The sequence below is a fragment of the Paenibacillus sp. NRS-1760 genome (genome assembly GCF_050467785.1).
Classification (GTDB): Bacteria; Bacillota; Bacilli; order Paenibacillales; family Paenibacillaceae; genus Pristimantibacillus.
Map to the genome: position 1 here is coordinate 186,432 of NZ_JBITPK010000010.1, position 17,507 is coordinate 203,938.

A 17,507-nucleotide genomic window follows, 5' to 3' on the forward strand; every position below is an offset into this window, starting at 1 on the left:
AGTATGAAAGTTATTCATATCGGAAGAGGGGTTTTAATAAATGGAGCAAATCGCAAGCAGGGACCATGCTAAACCCGTATCACTTAAGCAGATCAATATTCAAGATTCATTTTGGAATTATTATATTAATCTAGTTAGGGATGTTGTTGTACCCTATCAATGGGATGCTATAAATGATCAAGTAGAGGGAGCCGAACGAAGCGGAGCGGTTCGTAATTTTAAAATTGCGGCAGGTTTAGAAAAAGGGGATTTTTACGGCTTCGTATTTCAAGATACCGATGTAGCCAAATGGCTGGAGGCGGTCGCTTATTTGCTTGAGACAAAGCCAGATGCTGGTCTAGAGCAAATTGCTGACGAAATGATCGACATTATTGAAAAGGCGCAGCAGCCTGACGGTTATTTGAATACCTTCTATACGATTAAAGAGCCGGGCAAGAAGTGGACAAATTTGACAGAGTGCCATGAGCTTTATACCGCAGGCCATATGATCGAGGCTGGAGTAGCTTACTATAAAGCAACAGGCAAGAAGAAGCTGCTTGATATTGTGTGCCGCATTGCAGATGATATTGCTGTCGTGTTTGGTGATGGACCTGGGCAAATTGCAGGCTATGACGGCCATCAAGAGATTGAGCTGGCGCTTGTGAAATTATATGAGACAACGGGTGATCGCAAATATTTGGAGCTAAGCAGCTACTTTATTGATAAGCGCGGCCAGCAGCCCAGCTTCTTCGAAGCAGAGGCTGACCGCAGGGGCAGAACTTCGCATTGGAGCAATAATAAAATTCATATCGAAGCGGATTATTTCCAAGCGCATTTTCCAGTACGTGAACAGGAAGCGGCGACTGGTCATGCGGTACGTGTCGTTTATATGCTTGCGGGTATGGCGGACGTTGCACGCGAAACGGGCGACGAGTCTTTGCTTGAGGCATGCCGCAGATTGTGGAACAACATAGCCTCCAAGCAGATGTACATTACTGGCGGTATTGGATCAATGGCGCAGGGCGAAGCTTTTTCATTCGATTACGATCTGCCAAATGATACGGTATATTCAGAAACCTGCGCATCAATCGGCCTCATTTTCTTCGCTCATCGCATGCTTCAGCTCGAGCCTAACAGCCGCTATGCGGATGTCATGGAACGTGCTTTGTACAATACTGTTATTGCAGGCATGTCGCGCGACGGCAGACATTTCTTCTACGTGAATCCGCTGGAGGTAACGCCTGATGTATGTGAAGGAAGAAACAAAAACTTTAACCATGTGAAGCCTGTCCGCCAAGAGTGGTTCGGCTGTGCATGCTGTCCGCCTAATATTGCTCGCTTGCTTGCCTCGCTTGGCGAATATTTGTATTCCACAAAAGGTAATACCATTTATTCGCATTTGTATATCGGCGGGGAAATGGAGCTTTCATTAGGTGATACAAAAATCAAGCTTCATCAGCAATCAAATATGCCTTGGGCAGGCTCAGCACGCTTTGAGGTGACACTCGGCGAGCCGGCAGTATTCACTTTGGCGCTGCGTATACCAGACTGGTCTTCCAATGCAGCGATACTCATAAACGGAGAAGCCTATTCCATTACGAATCAAATCGTGGACGGCTATGCGCGAATTGATCGGGAGTGGAAGTCCGGCGACGTTGTGGAGCTTGCACTCGATATGCCTATATTACGAGTAAGAAGCCATCCGCTAGTGAAGCAAAATGCTGGAAAGGTAGCGCTGCAGCGCGGGCCGCTCGTCTATTGCCTAGAGGAAGCGGACAACGGGAAGCAGCTTCAGCAGCTGCTTCTGCCGCAGGATGCCAAGCTGGAGGAAACGTTTGAACAAAGTCTGATTGGCGGCATCCAAGTGATTAAGGCGCAGGCGCTTAAGCTTCAATTCGAGGATTGGGGCACTCAGCTTTACCGCACCAACGCAGATGCAGCTCTTGAGCAGACGGATGTTACGTTTATTCCCTATTACGCATGGGCGAATCGCGGCAAAGGCGAGATGGCGGTATGGGTGAAGGAACGTATATAGACAACTTGGAATTCCAGCATTTTTGAACGGAAAATAAGAACATAACTTGTCATTGCTAACCGAAAATTATTCGGGAGTAATCGCTTATCGCTCCCTGAAAAAACTCGATAGCTTACGAAACAGCGGACGCTTATGACATGAACAACACGAAGATTACCCATGAAGTCATCAGACAAGCTGGGGTCGATTATATCAAATGGATTCTGTACAACACGAAAGTGCCGGACTACGACATCCGTCTGGCGTACATGTCGACTCCGACCAAAGACAGCTACAAGGCCAAAGGTCTAGACAAGAAGATCGAGGAAGTAAACGCGAAAGCGAAAGAGCAAGGCATTGAATAAGATTAGATAGCGAGAAGGCCATTCACGTTGGGGAGACCCGACTTGATGGCCTTTTTTCTGCTCCGTAAATTTTCCATACCGCCATCTGTAGATTGTCCTGTTCACTCAACACTCCTTATTTGTTACATTAGTAGAAGCAATATAGAATGCGCTTACTTTTTCGCGCGGCAAGGGGGCGGCATGTTCGGATCGTTAAGATATCAGACTAGCATATTTTTGACATTGTCCATCTTCCTGTTCTCCGTGATTACGATCGTTAACGTCATTCATTATTTCCGTAATGAATCGTTGATCGAAAACGATATGGCGCAAAACAAGCAGCAGACGACGATCAAGCTTCAGGAGCAAGTCGACGACATGCTGGAGGAAATGGACAAGCTTTCAATCTCCGTCAATGCATCCGACTCGATTTTGGGTGTGCTGAAGGGGATCGCGTCCAATTCCGAGGAGAACTACTTCACCGCACACCCGGAAATTAGTGCGGAAGTGCGCAATACACTGCTATCCTTCACGTCGCTGCAGCCGCTCAAAGGACGAATTAGCATCGTCAGTCGCTTCGGCGATTATTTGGGATTAAGCAATAAGATGGACAATGTGAAAGCCGACAAATTCCAAGTTCGCGCCATGCCTATGTTTCGAGAATACTTGAACATGGACGATTATAAACGGTTTTTACCGCCCCATCCTGATCCATGGTCCGAATCGGGAGATAAGGTCGTCTCGATCGTACGTCCGCTTAGGGATAACTACAATGTGTACGGATACGTGGAGGTCAGCTATTCGGTAAAAGAGCTGGAAAACCTCTTTTTCTTCCGCAACGACCTGTCCTTCGGCAACGTGCTTATTCTCGGTCCCGACCGCAGCGAATTGTTCAGCAGCTTAAGTCCGGACATTGCCGGCAATATTGAGGAGAACGACCGCTTGAAGATGCTGCTGGATGAAGAATTCGGGCATTTTCAGATGCAGTTTTCCGGGACAAACGAGATGGTGTTTTATTCGAAGCTGACGGAGGTGGATTGGACGGTGCTGCTGATCGAGGACGTATCCGTTTACCGCAGGCCTATCGCGTATTTGCGCCATAGTTCCGTTACGATTTTTTTGGCGGTGATGGCCGTATTGTTGCTGGCACTCTATCTCTATACCAGCCGCGTGACAAGACCGCTAAGTAGACTGAAGGATTCTCTGGCTAATGTCGATCTTGCGAAGCTGGAGCTGCTCCCATCAAAGCTGAGAACCCGCAACGAAATTACACTGCTCGGCTTGGCGTTTCAGGGCTTGCTCGACGAGCTGAAGCGGACGATGCGCCAAGAGGAGGTGGCCAAGCAACGAGAGATGGTCGCGCAGATGAACGCGCTGCAAGCGCAGGTCAACCCTCACTTCCTCCATAATACGCTGACGGTAATCGCGGCCAATGGCAGAAGCTCGGGCAATCCGAAGGTGGTGGAAATGTGCATTGCGCTTTCGGATATGCTTCGCTACACGATGAAGTTCGACCGAAAGGATTCCACCGTCGGGGCGGAGATGGAACATGTGGAGCAATATTTAACGTTGATGCGGAGCAAGTACGAAGGATTTCTGGAGATCGAAATGAACATCGATCAGGCGATCGGTCCCGTTTCCATTCCGCGATTATCTTTGCAGCCTCTCGTCGAAAACGCATTCCAGCACGGATTCGCGGGAATCGAACCGCCATGGAAGCTTGCCGTGTCGGGTACGGTCGGCGAAAGCACGTGGACCGTCTCTATCGCCGATAATGGAATCGGCTTGTCGCCGGAGCTGCTGGAGAGAGTACGACAGCAAATCGGGCGACTCCGAGACGACCCCGGAGCGGAAACGGATCGTCTTGCTGAAGTGGCAGAAGCGGATGGCGGCTTGTCGATACGCGAGGGCAATGGCATCGGCCTGGCGAATGTGGTTGCCCGACTACACTTATTTTATGGCGAGGCCGTCGAGGTTCGGGTGGATCAATCTCCGGCCGGCGGCACGGTATTTACGATAACGGGGAGGCGATAAGGCATGAACCGAATTATGCTCATTGAAGACGAACCGCCCATCCTTCAAATGATTAAGGGAATGATCGAGTCTTCTCCCCAAGGCTTTGCCGTATCGCATACGGCGTTCAACGGTGCGAAAGCGCTAAAGCTGCTGGAGGACGGAGCGAAGCCGGACTTGATCGTGACAGATATCCGGATGCCGGTTATGGACGGGCTTCAATTGATGAGGGTGCTGTCCGGTAGAGGGTACGAGATCCCTTGCATCATCTTGTCCGGATACAGCGACTTTAACTACGCCCGCGAAGCCCTGCAGCAAAACGCATGGGATTATTTGCTTAAGCCGCTGAAAGAAGACCATCTGGAGCAAGCGCTGGCCAAAGCTTCCGTCATGCTTCGCAAGCGCAAATCTAAAGCGGAACGAGCCTATATAAAGCGGGCATTGCAGCTCTCTGATGACTTTGGAGAGGAACCCGCTAATCCGGGGTATCTGCATTATCAGCTGCTGCTTATAAGGAGAGGACCCTACCGGACAGGCGCTTGGGAAGATCGGCTGCCTTCGCCAGGCGACTTCTATAGCCAATGGGATGATGACGCCATGGAGGCGGAGATAAGCCCCGAATGGAAAGCGGATCCCGTATGGTGGATGAGCGGTTGGGCGTCGAATGAGAGAGTCATGGTTCGCGCCTTAATGGGCCCCAAATCGGGAAACGTTCACCGGGAGGCTGCGGAATCCATGCTGGCAGCATGGACATCCCGTGCGAAAGCGGATGAAGGGGTTGTTAATATGGCCGTCTCCGAGCCTGTTGCCGAGGAGAATCTCGCGGTTACGCTTCGTAAGCTCAGGGAAGCATTGGCCCGTGAGACGAGATTCGGCGAAGCGCGTGTATGGATGCAAGGCGATATGCGGCGTCCTAGCTTCGTCTTGTCGTCTGAGCTGGATCAAGCCTGCCGCAGTCTGACTCATTCGGCCTACTATGAATCGTTCGAGAAGGCTATGCAAGGATGGGTCAGAGAGTGGCGTAAAGAAGGCTACGGGCAGCCCGAGGTGGAGAGCTTATTCGCAGCGATCGTCCGTTCCTTCCATGCACATTGGCCGAAGGAAATCGCTTCGACAATGGCCGCTTTTGATGCGAACGAGCTTTTATCCGTCTGCCGAACACTGGATGAAGCGGTAAAACAGTTCTGCGGATATATGAAGGAGGGATATGCGGCTTTGGCTAAGAGCCGCCCGGACCGTTCGGCAAAAGACTTGATGGAAAGCGTCCGGCGTTACTTGGACGAACACTTCATGGAGCCGATCGGAAGCGACAAGCTTCAGCAAGTGTTCGGCTATAACAAAACGTATATCTCAAACGTGTTCAGCGACGTAGTCGGCATGCCGCCTGGAAAATATTTGGCGAAGCTCCGCATTGACAAAGCGATCGCGCTCATCCATGATCGGCCGGAGCTGTCGCTCCGCCAGATCGCGGAGCTCGTCGGTTACGAAGACAGTCTGTACTTCAGCAAAGTATTCAAAAACGCGACGGGGATCAGCCCTAGGGAATACAAGGATAGGAGGGCCAAGGATGGGCAGAACGGGGGCTTGTAACGGGCAGTTCATCCGTACGAGTGTTATACTGATGCTCGTCTTCGCTGCGCTCCTCTTCGGATGCAGCACAGGAAATAATGAGACGGAGGTCGCACTGGGCAAGTCGCAGGCGATTACGCTAACGCTGATGGGCAACCAGGATTGGACGGTCAAGCCGATTCTGAAGCGGGCTATCGCGCTCTACGAGGAGCAGACCGGCAACCGGATCGAGCTGCAGGCTCTTCCGATCGATACAGTCGATACATTAATCAGCAAGAGGGTCGCGATTGGCGAAATTACGGACCTGGTCATGCACTTCGGAGGGGCTGCGCTCAGCGACTTGCATCCGGAGCGTAACTTCGTCGATATGAGCGGTGAGGACTGGGTGGCAGACCTAACCGAAGAGGTGAAGCCGCGCCTGTCGAAGGACGGCAAGCTGTACGGCTTGCCCCTATGGATGGCCTCCACCAGTGGGACTTTATATAATAAACGCATATTTGAAAAGCTGGGCTTGCGGGTTGCTGAGACGCAGGAGGAATTTTTTTCCTTATGCAAGAGGCTGTTTGAGGCAGGCATCGTTCCGGTCTATTTGGCTAGCAAAGACGTATGGCCGCTAATGCCTCAATTCGGCATGGATTATGCAGCCAAACGAACGCCGGGTTTGGTGGAAGCACTGAATTCGAACCAAGTGAATTTGGCCGACGTGCCGGCTGTCCAGGAAGTCGTAGATTGGTACAAGACGATGTATGATCATGGGTATTTCGGTAGCGATTCGGCCAGCAACAACTGGGACGGCTTGCCGACCGCGCTGCATAGCGGCGATTACGCTATGGTCATGTCATGGGACGATTATTTGTATTCCGATCTGGACGAGAAATATCCCGGTTTGGCAGGCGATTTTGGGATAATGCCCCTCTTCGTAGGCGGCAAGGACGCCAAGCTGTACGAAGGACCGAATGCAGCCATGCTTATGGTCAACAAAAACGGCAGCCATGCCGAGGAGGCGATGCAGTTCATCCGTTTCCTTGCACAGCCCTCCGTGCTGAATGACATTTACCGCGATCTGAAGACGGGAACGTATTTCTACAGCGTGACGACGAATCAGCCAACCCCTCAATATGTGGAGAACAAGGAGCAGATCGATCGTCACACTTCTCCCTCCGTCACTCCGTTTATCGTAGGCTACAGCCAGTATGAGATGGCCAAGTGGGTCCGGCAAGCGATGACAGGCGCCATTACGACCCGGGAGGCGCTCACCGGTATGGACAATTACCGCAAGCAAGCCGCGATTGATCGCGGCATCCCCGAGTTCCAATATCCCCGCTAAAACGATGTAAGATTTCCATATCGACTCATGTGGAATGTCCATAGGTGCCCCCTTCGGCGCATGTTATGCTTGTTTTGCAAGCGCTTTATACATGCTCGAAGGGGGTTTATTCATGAAGAAACCAGTCAACAAAGCTTATTCGTTGCTAAGCGTGCTCCTCGTATTTGCCATGACGCTGGCCGCGTGCGGCACATCGAACGGGGACGGCGAGCCAAATGCCAGTACACCGGCTGAAAGCGACAAGCCGTCCGCGACGGTGAGCGGCGAGGAGTCTGTCACCTTGAAATTTTGGACGTGGCATCCGTCCGCGGATCTCTACAAGCCGGTTATCGAGAAATTCGAAGAAACTAATCCGGGCATTAAAGTCGAGCTTACGGTAATGGAGAGCAAAGACTTCCAGACGAAGATGCCGATGGCGCTCAGCACGCAGGAAGACCTGGATGTCGTAGGCGTTCAGACCGGGGCGATGCCGAAGCAAATCCAGGCGGATCTGCTGCCGCTGGAGGAGCTGCTGTCCGAAGCGCGGCCAGATTGGCAATCGGTCATTAACGAGAACAGCGTCGCGCAAGCGAAGTCCCAAGCGGACAGCCTGAAGTTCTTACCGATGGCTTCTGTCGGCTCTATGGTTATGTATTACAACAAAGACATTTTGAATGAGCTTGGTCTGCCGGCACCGCAAACCTACGCGGAGTTGAAGGACGTATCCGATAAGCTTCGCGAGACGAAGAGCGACAAGTTGTCCGTAGCCGTCGGCGGCAAGGACGCATGGATTTTGGATGAGCTCGTCTGGACGATCGCCGGTCAGCAATCCGACCTGTTCAACCAGTGGCGATACAACGGAAAGAAGCTGGACGGACCCGAGTTTACGCAGGCAGTTGCTAGCTTCCAGAAAATTTTCGTTGACGGCATCATAAGCAAAGACGACGTACTCGATATGGACTATACGTCTTCCCGTACCGCCTTTACTTCCGGCCAAGCGGCGTTTTTTATCCAAGGCACTTGGGAGGCGAACCTGCTGCTGGAGAGCTTCCGCAAGTCCAACCAAGTGGACGTGGGCGACGTAGGAGTCCTGCCTATTCCGGCCATCGAAGCAAACGGCAAACCGTCGATCCGATCCTTCATCGATCTCGGCATCGGCATACCGGCGCATTCCAAACATCCGAAGGAAGCGATGCAGCTGATCGACTTCCTCGTATTCGGCGAAGGCAACGACATGCTCGCCTCGACGTTCGCCTTCTCGACCAACAAGACGGGCTTCGCGCCGGATGCTTCTCTTCTGACGACACCGACGGCGCAGCAATCCTATAAGACGTTAACCGATCTGCTCAGCTTCCCGACGGCCGACCGGAACAACAATTCCCCGTTCTCCGATGTCGCGGGCCAACAGCTTCAGAAGCTGCTCATAAGCAGCCAGACACCTGAAGAGACGGCCAAAGCGATTGAAAAAGAATTTCAGACGGGCAAATACCCGAACGAATGATAGCCCGGTAGGAGCGGCATGTCGCTGCTCCTGTCCTGCTAAGGAGGGAGTGTGCATCTTATGAAAATCACAGGCAGGGAACATGTAGTCGGGTTTATGTTTATCGCTCCGCTGCTGCTTTTGTTTTCCGTTTTTTTGGTTTATGGATTTTATTTTATCGTGCATGCCAGCTTCTACGACCAGACGCTGTCGTTCAGGGATGCGACGTTCGTGGGCTGGGACAACTATGTCACCGCATTGTCGGACAACCGATTTTTGCGCTCTATTGTCAACAATTTGGCTTATTCGGCGGCCGCCATTCTCATCAGCTTGTCGGTCGGATTTTTGGTATCCGTCGTTTTGAATATGGGGATCAGAGGCTCTAAGCTGCTGGGATCGCTGTTTTTTATCCCGTCTTTCATGCCGCTGGCTCTGATCGCGATGGTATTCTCCATCATGCTGGAGTTTCGCTTTGGCACGCTGAATCAGCTGCTGCACGGCATCGGTCTCGATTTCCTTGCCCAACGGTGGTTAAGCGATCCGACGCTCGCTTACATGTCCATCATCTCCATCTCTGTGTTTCTAATCGGGCTACCCATGATGTACTATAACGCAGATATGACGACGATTAATGCCGGCATACTCGAAGCGGCCGTTATCGATGGAGCGGGACTTGGACGTATGCTGTGGAGCGTTATGTTTCCGCTGCTCAAGAACGCCCATAAAACGATAATATTGTCTACGCTGCTCGGGAGCTTCCGTGAATTCGAAAGGGTGTTCCTGCTTACGCAAGGCGGTCCGGCGGGCACAACGGAGAATTCGAGCGTCTATATCTATTCCTTTGCCCGGTCCGCCGGGGCGAATATCGGTTACGTCTGCGCGGCATCCGTCATCGTGCTCCTTATCGCTTTGGGGATATCCGTCATCCAGCTTATCGCTTATCGTCCTCGGACGGGAAAGGGGGGACGGGCATGAATTTCGCTCTCGCAAACCGCAAGCAGAAGAGAATCATTAGCGTATTTTTGTATGCTTTCGCTCTTGTTTGGCTGTTTCCGTTTTATACCGCTATCCGCAATTCGCTGAAAGTGAACGGGTTTCAGAATTACGTCGATTTGTTCACCAGCGATTTGAACGGCATTTCGCTTATAGGCACGTTCTGGAACTCGGCGCTTATTGCTAGCGGCTCGACATTTCTGCTGCTGTCGATAGGCGCGCTTGCTGCCTTCGCCTTCTCCAAGCTTCGATTTTTCGCGAAGGAAGCCATTTATGTATCGGTTCTACTATGTCTGGCCGTACCTGGCGTCGTCATTTTGATTCCATTTTATTATATTTTGAAAAACTTGGATCTCTACAATACGCTTTGGGCCGTCATCTTCTCGGAAGCGGTTCTTACGCTGCCGTTCGCCGTCCTGATGCTGCGGAACTACTACGACAATCTGCCGCCCGAGCTGATGGAGTCGGCTTCGATCGACGGTGCTTCCAAGCTGCAGGCGTTCATACACATTTATTTGCCGCTATCCATCCCTGCGCTAATTAATCTCGGGGTGCTTTCGATCATGTGGTCGTTCCAAGATTTTCTACTGCCGCTTATGTTCCTGACGGATAAGTCCGTGCTGACGGCTACGGTTGCCGTCAATACGCTAAAAGGCTTGTTCGGCTTTTCTCCCGCCGACCTGGGGAAATTCAACGCGGCGCTAGTTGTGCTGGGGATGCCGGGTGTCATCATCTTTACGTTTGCGCGCAAGTTCATCACAAGTGGAATTACTTCTGGAGCAGTCAAAGATTAGGTAAATGCTAGCGAAGTCAAAGCGTGTAGGAGGATGGAACAATGCGACAGGAAGAACAGACGCAGGTCAATTATTACGTTAGCCTGCATGGGGACGACCGCGCTCCGGGAACGGAGAGAGAGCCGTTCGCCACCTTGGATCGGGCAAGAAGGGAACTTAGAAGTACGGGAACCGCGGGGGTGCGCTCGGCAACGGTATGGCTGCGGGAAGGCACGTATTACGTGGGCGAGACGTTCGCGCTGACGGCGGAGGATTCCGGGACGGAAGAAGCTCCGATTCGCTACCAGGCTTACCCCGGCGAGCGTCCCGTCGTTAGCGGAGGCATGCGGCTTCACGGGAAATGGGAGCCGTACCGGGACGGCATCTGGGTATGCGAAATCCCGGAGTGGCGAGGCGTCTCGAAGGAGAGCTTGTTCACCGAGCTGTACGTGAACGGCGCGAGGCAGATACGGGCCCGCTATCCGAATACCTTAAATGGCGAACCTGCTTATTTGCGTCCTCTCCATGAACCGGCTACGTGGCCTCATGCCGAATTCGCCTTCGACCCCGCCACATTTACCGGCAAGGATTGGGCGCACCCGGAAGATGCTGTCGTGCACATCTTCGGCAAAACCAGATGGGGCAACCTGCAATGGCGCGTGAAGAAAGTCGACCGTGAAGCGGGCTTCATACATCTGGGCGACGGCGGCTATCAGATTAACGACATTATGCAAGGGGCCGATGGCACCGGCATCGACGAGCGTTCCGATTATTACATCGAGAACGTGTTCGAGGAGCTGGATGCGCCGGGCGAATGGTATGCGGACCGGGAATGTGGATATCTCTATTATTATCCGCCTGTCGGCCTCGATCTCCGAGCTGCCGTCGTGGAAGTGCCGGTCTTGGATGGTATCGTCTTATGCAGGGGAACGCAACGGAATCCCGTTCGGCATGTATCGTTTATCGGACTAACCTTTAGGCATGCGGCGCCGACTTACCTCCAAGCTTACGAGGCGCCATCGCTTGGAGACTGGACGATCCACCGAGGAGGAGCCGTCTTACTGGAAGGGGCGGAGCATTGCGAGATCGCGTATTGCCGCTTCGACGCCGTGGGTGGAAATGCCGTGTTCATGAGCCTGTACAACCGGGGGAACCGGGTACATGGCTGCTGGATGCATGACATCGGAGAAAGCGGCGTTTGTCTGGTCGGCTCGAAGCCGCTCACGCTCGGTAGCCAGCATGCTTACCCTGCCGAAATTACGGTCAGCAGCAACAAAATCCACGATATCGGCGTATACGGGAAGCAGACAGCCGGCGTGTTCATCTCGGTCAGCCGGGACAATATCGTCAGCCATAACGAAATATTCCGGCTGCCGCGAGCTGCTATCTGCATAAACGACGGCACTTGGGGCGGGCACGTCATTGAGTTTAACGATATCTACGACACGGTTAGGGAGACTGGGGATCACGGCCCCTTCAATTCATGGGGACGAGACCGATTCTGGTGCATGTCCCAATCCCACGGACCAGCGTCACATGGCGCCGGGGATGTTTGTCTGGATGCGAGGAAGCCGGTCGTCATCCGCAACAATCGGTTCCGCGATCGCAAAGGATGGGGCATCGACCTGGATGACGGCTCTTCCAATTACGTCGTGCGGGAAAACTTGTGCATTGGCGTATCGATTAAACTGCGGGAAGGCGATCACCGAACGGTCGAAAACAATATTTTCGTGAACGGGGCCAATCCTCCCGGCATCCATATCGGATACGAGGGGAACAGCGACCGGTTCATCCGGAACATCGTCGTCGCGGACAGCGAATGGGACAACCCCGAGGTCGACATCGATTTCCAGAAAGGCGTGTCCAAAGGCGTATTGTATGAGTTCATCGGCCCTCCCGTTCATGGCGCGTGGGTGCGGGAACTGGATGGCAATGTATTCTACAACGATGTGGGACGGTTTCTTGCTAGAGTTCATTACCGTCCGTTAGGGAGCCGGACCGAGACGTACGAATGGTCCGATTGGCAAGCGATGGGTTGGGACGTCCATTCCGTATTTGGCGCCCCGTTGTTCATCGATCCCGAGGGAGGCGATTATCGCGTTAGACCGGATTCCCCCGCGTTGGCGCTTGGATTCCGCAACTTTCCGATGGATCAATTCGGCTTGGAAGATGACTTCCCTGACTTTGGCTGACTCGGATACTTAGGAGAGGAAGATGCGGACATCTGATCCGTTATTACGAGTCAATCTACCCATTCCCGATTGAATCCGGACATCCGTTCCGCTAACGAGGGTATTTTGTAAGATCGAACCCGTATTTCATTGGAATAACGGAATGGATGTCCGCTGAAGGTGCTGACGAGGCCATATTTTTTGAAATAACGGAACCCATGTCCTATCAGCACGAAGGCCAAGCATTGAGACGTTCTCACCATAACCCTGCTTAATACTATTAAGTGGGGAATTTAATAGCATTAAATGAAAGCGCTTTCGACTTTGCGGAAAGGAGGTGAGACCGTTATGTCATAAAGGATCAGCTTCTATCATGAGTGAAAAATAAGAGGGAGGCAAATGAAAAATGAGAGCAAAAAAGTGGTTGGCGATGATATTGGCGTTAGTCTTGACACTTCCTTTCCTGCCGGCGGCGAATGTGTCGGCACAAGCCCAGCAAGGCGGAACGTTTGTGCTTAACCCGGCAAGAACGATCGATAATTTGGAGATGCTGCCGGCGGCGGCGGCGGAACGGGAAGATGCGATCACCATATTTAACGCCGGGGTGCCGAAATATTTTTGGATCAACAATTTTGGTGCAAGAAGCAGCGACTATTTGAAATGGACCGTGCGTTCGGATTTGAACGAAACAACCGATTATTTTGCTTGGCTGCATTTGAAAGCATCGGCGGGTACGCAGTTCAAACTGACCGTTACGCAAAATCAATCCTCTACCGAAACGAATTTCACCAAAGAGCACAACGGTTGGGAAGTAGCGGAAGTCGGCGCACTGCAAATCCCGCCGGGGGAAAGCATGATCACGCTTACGAAGGTGACGAGTGCCAATCAGAATATTTCCATTAAGGGGCTTGATATGATCCGCCTTTCCGACAAGGCGGCATACTTGGACAGGGCAGCCTCTTATAAAGCCGCTGGAAGCGAGCAACGGGCCAAATTCGGCAATTCTGGCTACGGTTTGTTTTTCCAGTACGGCACATGGGGGTACCCGCAATTCGGATCGAAAAAGAACGCGGAAGATTCCACGAATGATTTTGATGTCGAAGCGTTTGTGGACATGCTGGAAGATACGGGCGCAAGCTTCGTCATCTGGTCGATCACATGGTGGCAGTACAGAATGCAAATGCCTGTGCAGGCGGTTGATGACATCATGGGCGATTCTTCGCTGACGACAGAACGCAATTTGGTGGGTGAAATCGCAGCTGCCGCCAAAGCCAGAGGCATCGACTTTTATTTGTATTACCACCAAGGTATTCAGCAGGAGCCGGCTTGGAAGTCGAAACAAAATTGGCCGAACGATTTTACAAAATACGGAGTCGGAGATCGCAGTACATTTGTTGATAACTGGGAAAAAGTCATTAAGGAAATAGGCACAACTCTGGGAACGAATTTGGACGGCTGGTTTTTCGACGATGGCTGTGTCTATTATCCTGCGCCGTTCGAGAGAATGGCCCTCGCGACGAAGGCGGGCAATCCGAATCGGATTGTATCTTATAATTCCTGGGAAGGGACGAAGATCACCGAGTTCCAAGATATGATTTTTGGCGAAGGCACTTGGGGAGACATTACGGAGCCTACGGCGGACGGTATATTCAAGGTGGGCAGAGAAGCAGGCCTGCAGCAAGTGGGGATGCCAATGCTGAATAACGACAACTGGGGCATTACGAGCCAGAACGAAACGATTGATCTGACGGTCAATACGAATACGTTGATTGCCAATGTAAAGAGCGCATCGGAGAGAAAGGTGCCAATAGCGCTTAACATCAAAATGTGGGAGGGCGGCACGACCGGGGATTCGACCATTCAAGCTCTCTTTGCGTTGAAGAAAGCGATCCGTCAAGCAGAGCCTGAGCCGGAAGTGTTGGTGAACGATAACGACGCCCGGATCAAGTACTCCGAGAATACCGGCTGGACCTATGGCCCGAACGTCTACAGCGGCTACCATAACAACGACACCCACTATTCCAAAAATACGGAGGCATCGCCGTCCGTCGAATTTGAGTTTACGGGTACCGGCATCGGCGTGATCGGCAATAAAGCGTCATGGTCTGCGAATATGGACGTCTATATCGATGAAGATATCGCGACGGGCACGATTACGGGCAGCGGGGCCTTTAACGGCAGCCCCGAACAAAACCAATTCGAGGCTTACAAAAAGACGGATCTGCCATACGGGCCCCATAAAATTAAAGTGGTGTATAAGTCCGGAGCCCAAGAGGCGCAGTTGGATGCGTTTAAAGTGTATAACAATACGACTCAGCCGCCAGAAGAAGATTATCCTGTAAAAAATGTGCTGATTTCCAGCGAAAGCCATGAGATGGGATTATCATCGTCTATGCAAATGACGGCTTCGGTCATCCCGCAATACGCAAGCGACAAATCGGTTGAATGGTCTGTCGGGGAAGTTAACGGTAGTACAACAACTCTCGCTGCGATCGACAGCAACGGATTGCTGACATCCAATCAGGCAACGGGAACGGTTAAGGTTATTGCCAAATCCAAATCAAATGGGGCAATCGTTGCAGAGAAGCTTATTACAATCAAAGTGCTGCCGAAAGTGACAACGGTCTACGGAAACGATCCGGCTATCGTGAAGAAGGGCACGTGGACGACGAGAGCTACCAATAAATCGATCGATTCAACAGAGGCGGGTGCAACGGCCAGCTTCAGCTTTATGGGCAATTTCATCGAATGGTATGGCGTTATCGGCGACGATCATGGCATTGCCGATGTCTATATCGACGGCCAATATGTGACGAATGTAGATCTGTATTCGACGAGCCGAGAGACCGGAGCTTTGCTGTTCCGTTCGGAAGATTTGGGAGGCGGTCAGCACACGATCAAAATTGAAGTGCAGGACAGCAAAAATCAAGCGTCGTCGAATAGCTATGTAGAGGTGTATTCTTTCCGAATAGAAGAATCTGTTAATAGTCCATCTACGCACAAAAAGGAGATTAAAGATTTAATCGATTATGTTGAAGAACAAAAATTAACGCTGAATTATTCCTATCTCGTACCTGTGGTCAAGGAAGCTATCAAAAAAGCGCTGGTAGAAGCATATGTCATCTATATGAAGGATGATGCATCCGAAGCAGAAATCACGGCTGCATATGAAAATCTTCTTGCGAAAGTGCATTTAATGAGTTTTACAGGCAACAAGACGGAATTGAGCCACTTGTATAACTTACATGAAGACCTCGCGCAAGGCGATGTGCCTGACGAAGTATGGGGAGTATTTCAGGCGGCATTGGCGATAGCGAAGGATACATTAGCTGATGTGAATGTATTACAGGCTGAAATCGATTTGGCAAAAAACGAACTACAAAGAGCAATCGATCGTTTGGGGACGATAGTGCCAGCCACCTATACCGTAACTTTCAACAGCAATGGCGGCAGCGATGTTTCTGACCTGTCCAATGTTACTAGCGGCAGCACGATCACGGCACCTAATACTCCTGCCAAAACAGGATATACCTTTAACGGTTGGTATAAAGAAGCGACATTTAAAACCGCATGGAATTTTTCAACGGATAAAGTAACGGGAAACATTACTCTGCATGCGAGATGGGTAGAGAATACACCGACACAGCCAACACAACCGACACAGCCGACACCATCAACACCAGAAATTTCGAAAGACGGAATCATCTTTAAAAACCTAAAGCCGAACAATGACGGAAATACAATAGTACTGATCGGTGAGCTGGATATGGATGCGGCTATAAAAGCTGCAGAAGTCAAAAAAGATGGAAGTAAGCAAATAACAGTACGACTTAACAGCAAGGAAAATATACAACAATATACGATAACCATTCCTTTAGATACGGCTGCAAAGGAAAAGGTTGATATTGTGCTGGAGACAGCAATTGGCAGCGTTTCATTACTGAATCATGTCGTAAAAGAGCTGGCAAATGATAAAAACAGCAAGATTGATATAATCATAAGTCGTTCTGACAAAAATCAATGGACGAAGGAGACACAGCGACTTGTAGGAGATAGACCGATTGTGGATGTGAAACTTTTGAAAAATAATAAAAAAATAAATGCAACCGCAAAAGTATCCATAAATTATGCTCCAAATGAAAAGGAACGGGCTGATTCTGAATATATTGTAGTATATAAAGTGGCGGAAGACGGTTCAATTGCCATTGTAGCTAATGGCAAATATGTTGCGGCAACCGGAACAGTTACAGTATCTGGACAAGCAAATGCAATCTATGCGGTAGGTTTTGTAAAAAAGACATTTGACGATACATCAAGCGTTAAATGGGCTGAAAAACAGATATCGGTACTTGCATCCAAAGGCATCATAAATGGAACAAGTGAAACTAGCTATTCGCCTGAAAAGAGTATAACAAGAGCAAACTTCTTGAAGCTGTTAGTAGACATCTTGGAGCTTAGCGCAGACGCCAAAAATAATTTTCATGATGTGGCAGAGGATGCACACTATTATAAGCAGATTGCGATAGCCAAGGCGCTTGGCTTGGCGTCCGGTGTAGGAAACAATCTTTTTAATCCGGAATCCGAGATTAGCAGACAGGAAATGATCGTACTGATAGATAGAGCGCTGAAGATTGCAGGAAAAGCGCCTAGCCTAGGGGATAAGTCTGATCTAGATTCATTTGCTGATGTGGAGGAAATATCTCCATATGCATTAGAGAGCGTAGCGTCATTGGTGAGAGAAGGAATCATATCGGGCAACGGCAGTGGAATTGATCCGAAAGGAACGACAACTAGAGCGCAGGCAGCTGTGGTGCTTTATAACTTGTATAATAGGTGACCGCCAACGTTCGGAACAAATTTACGGG

General features: G+C 50.8%; 10 protein-coding genes. All 10 read left to right on the top strand.

Translation table 11 applies throughout. The features are described from left to right. Positions 1–40: 40 nt before the first annotated feature. The 10 genes from ACIFSR_RS11920 to ACIFSR_RS11965 all read left to right on the top strand — a co-directional run bounded on the left by ACIFSR_RS11920 (position 41) and on the right by ACIFSR_RS11965 (position 17,479). The gene (locus ACIFSR_RS11920; protein WP_430057546.1) at positions 41–2,014 is read left to right on the top strand and encodes a glycoside hydrolase family 127 protein; all 1,974 of its coding nucleotides are present in this window, start codon (positions 41–43) and stop codon (positions 2,012–2,014) included. 137 nt (positions 2,015–2,151) lie between these two features. Further along, positions 2,152–2,358 carry a hypothetical protein gene (locus ACIFSR_RS11925; protein WP_339207614.1) on the top strand — a complete coding sequence of 69 codons (207 nt, stop codon included), beginning with the start codon at positions 2,152–2,154 and terminating at the stop codon, positions 2,356–2,358. A 180-nt stretch (positions 2,359–2,538) separates the two neighbouring features. Beyond that, complete coding sequence (locus ACIFSR_RS11930) at positions 2,539–4,371, top strand: sensor histidine kinase (RefSeq protein WP_430057548.1); 1,833 nt, start codon at positions 2,539–2,541, stop codon at positions 4,369–4,371. Between the two features lie 3 nt (positions 4,372–4,374). Then, positions 4,375–5,940, top strand: a complete 1,566-nt coding sequence (locus ACIFSR_RS11935) for a response regulator transcription factor (protein WP_339207616.1) — start codon at positions 4,375–4,377, stop codon at positions 5,938–5,940. Beyond that, entirely contained in the window at positions 5,918–7,246 is a 1,329-nt protein-coding gene (locus tag ACIFSR_RS11940) for an ABC transporter substrate-binding protein (protein WP_339207617.1), read from the top strand. The genes ACIFSR_RS11935 and ACIFSR_RS11940 overlap by 23 nt, the downstream gene beginning before the upstream one ends. A 112-nt stretch (positions 7,247–7,358) precedes the next feature. Continuing rightward, entirely contained in the window at positions 7,359–8,726 is a 1,368-nt protein-coding gene (locus tag ACIFSR_RS11945) for an extracellular solute-binding protein (RefSeq protein WP_430057551.1), read from the top strand. A gap of 60 nt (positions 8,727–8,786) precedes the next feature. Further along, positions 8,787–9,680: a carbohydrate ABC transporter permease gene (locus tag ACIFSR_RS11950; protein ID WP_054028439.1), complete on the top strand. Its 894-nt coding sequence runs from the start codon at positions 8,787–8,789 to the stop codon at positions 9,678–9,680. Then, a complete protein-coding gene (locus ACIFSR_RS11955) occupies positions 9,677–10,492 on the top strand; it encodes a carbohydrate ABC transporter permease (protein WP_430057553.1) in 816 nt (271 codons plus the stop codon). Before ACIFSR_RS11950 ends, ACIFSR_RS11955 begins: the two co-directional genes overlap by 4 nt. Before the next feature lie 41 nt (positions 10,493–10,533). Continuing rightward, positions 10,534–12,663 carry a right-handed parallel beta-helix repeat-containing protein gene (locus ACIFSR_RS11960; protein ID WP_430057555.1) on the top strand — a complete coding sequence of 710 codons (2,130 nt, stop codon included), beginning with the start codon at positions 10,534–10,536 and terminating at the stop codon, positions 12,661–12,663. Positions 12,664–13,048: 385 nt separating this feature from the next. Beyond that, a complete protein-coding gene (locus ACIFSR_RS11965) occupies positions 13,049–17,479 on the top strand; it encodes an S-layer homology domain-containing protein (protein WP_430057556.1) in 4,431 nt (1,476 codons plus the stop codon). Positions 17,480–17,507 lie beyond the last annotated feature (28 nt).

Excerpts from the sequence above, each read along its gene's own strand:
- ACIFSR_RS11925 (WP_339207614.1), top strand. The coding sequence starts at position 2,152 with ATGAACAACACGAAGATTACCCATGAAGTCATCAGACAAGCTGGGGTC.
- ACIFSR_RS11955 (WP_430057553.1), top strand. The coding sequence starts at position 9,677 with ATGAATTTCGCTCTCGCAAACCGCAAGCAGAAGAGAATCATTAGCGTA.
- ACIFSR_RS11950 (WP_054028439.1), top strand. The coding sequence starts at position 8,787 with ATGAAAATCACAGGCAGGGAACATGTAGTCGGGTTTATGTTTATCGCT.
- ACIFSR_RS11940 (WP_339207617.1), top strand. The coding sequence starts at position 5,918 with ATGGGCAGAACGGGGGCTTGTAACGGGCAGTTCATCCGTACGAGTGTT.
- ACIFSR_RS11960 (WP_430057555.1), top strand. The coding sequence starts at position 10,534 with ATGCGACAGGAAGAACAGACGCAGGTCAATTATTACGTTAGCCTGCAT.
- ACIFSR_RS11920 (WP_430057546.1), top strand. The coding sequence starts at position 41 with ATGGAGCAAATCGCAAGCAGGGACCATGCTAAACCCGTATCACTTAAG.
- ACIFSR_RS11965 (WP_430057556.1), top strand. The coding sequence starts at position 13,049 with ATGAGAGCAAAAAAGTGGTTGGCGATGATATTGGCGTTAGTCTTGACA.
- ACIFSR_RS11945 (WP_430057551.1), top strand. The coding sequence starts at position 7,359 with ATGAAGAAACCAGTCAACAAAGCTTATTCGTTGCTAAGCGTGCTCCTC.
- ACIFSR_RS11930 (WP_430057548.1), top strand. The coding sequence starts at position 2,539 with ATGTTCGGATCGTTAAGATATCAGACTAGCATATTTTTGACATTGTCC.
- ACIFSR_RS11935 (WP_339207616.1), top strand. The coding sequence starts at position 4,375 with ATGAACCGAATTATGCTCATTGAAGACGAACCGCCCATCCTTCAAATG.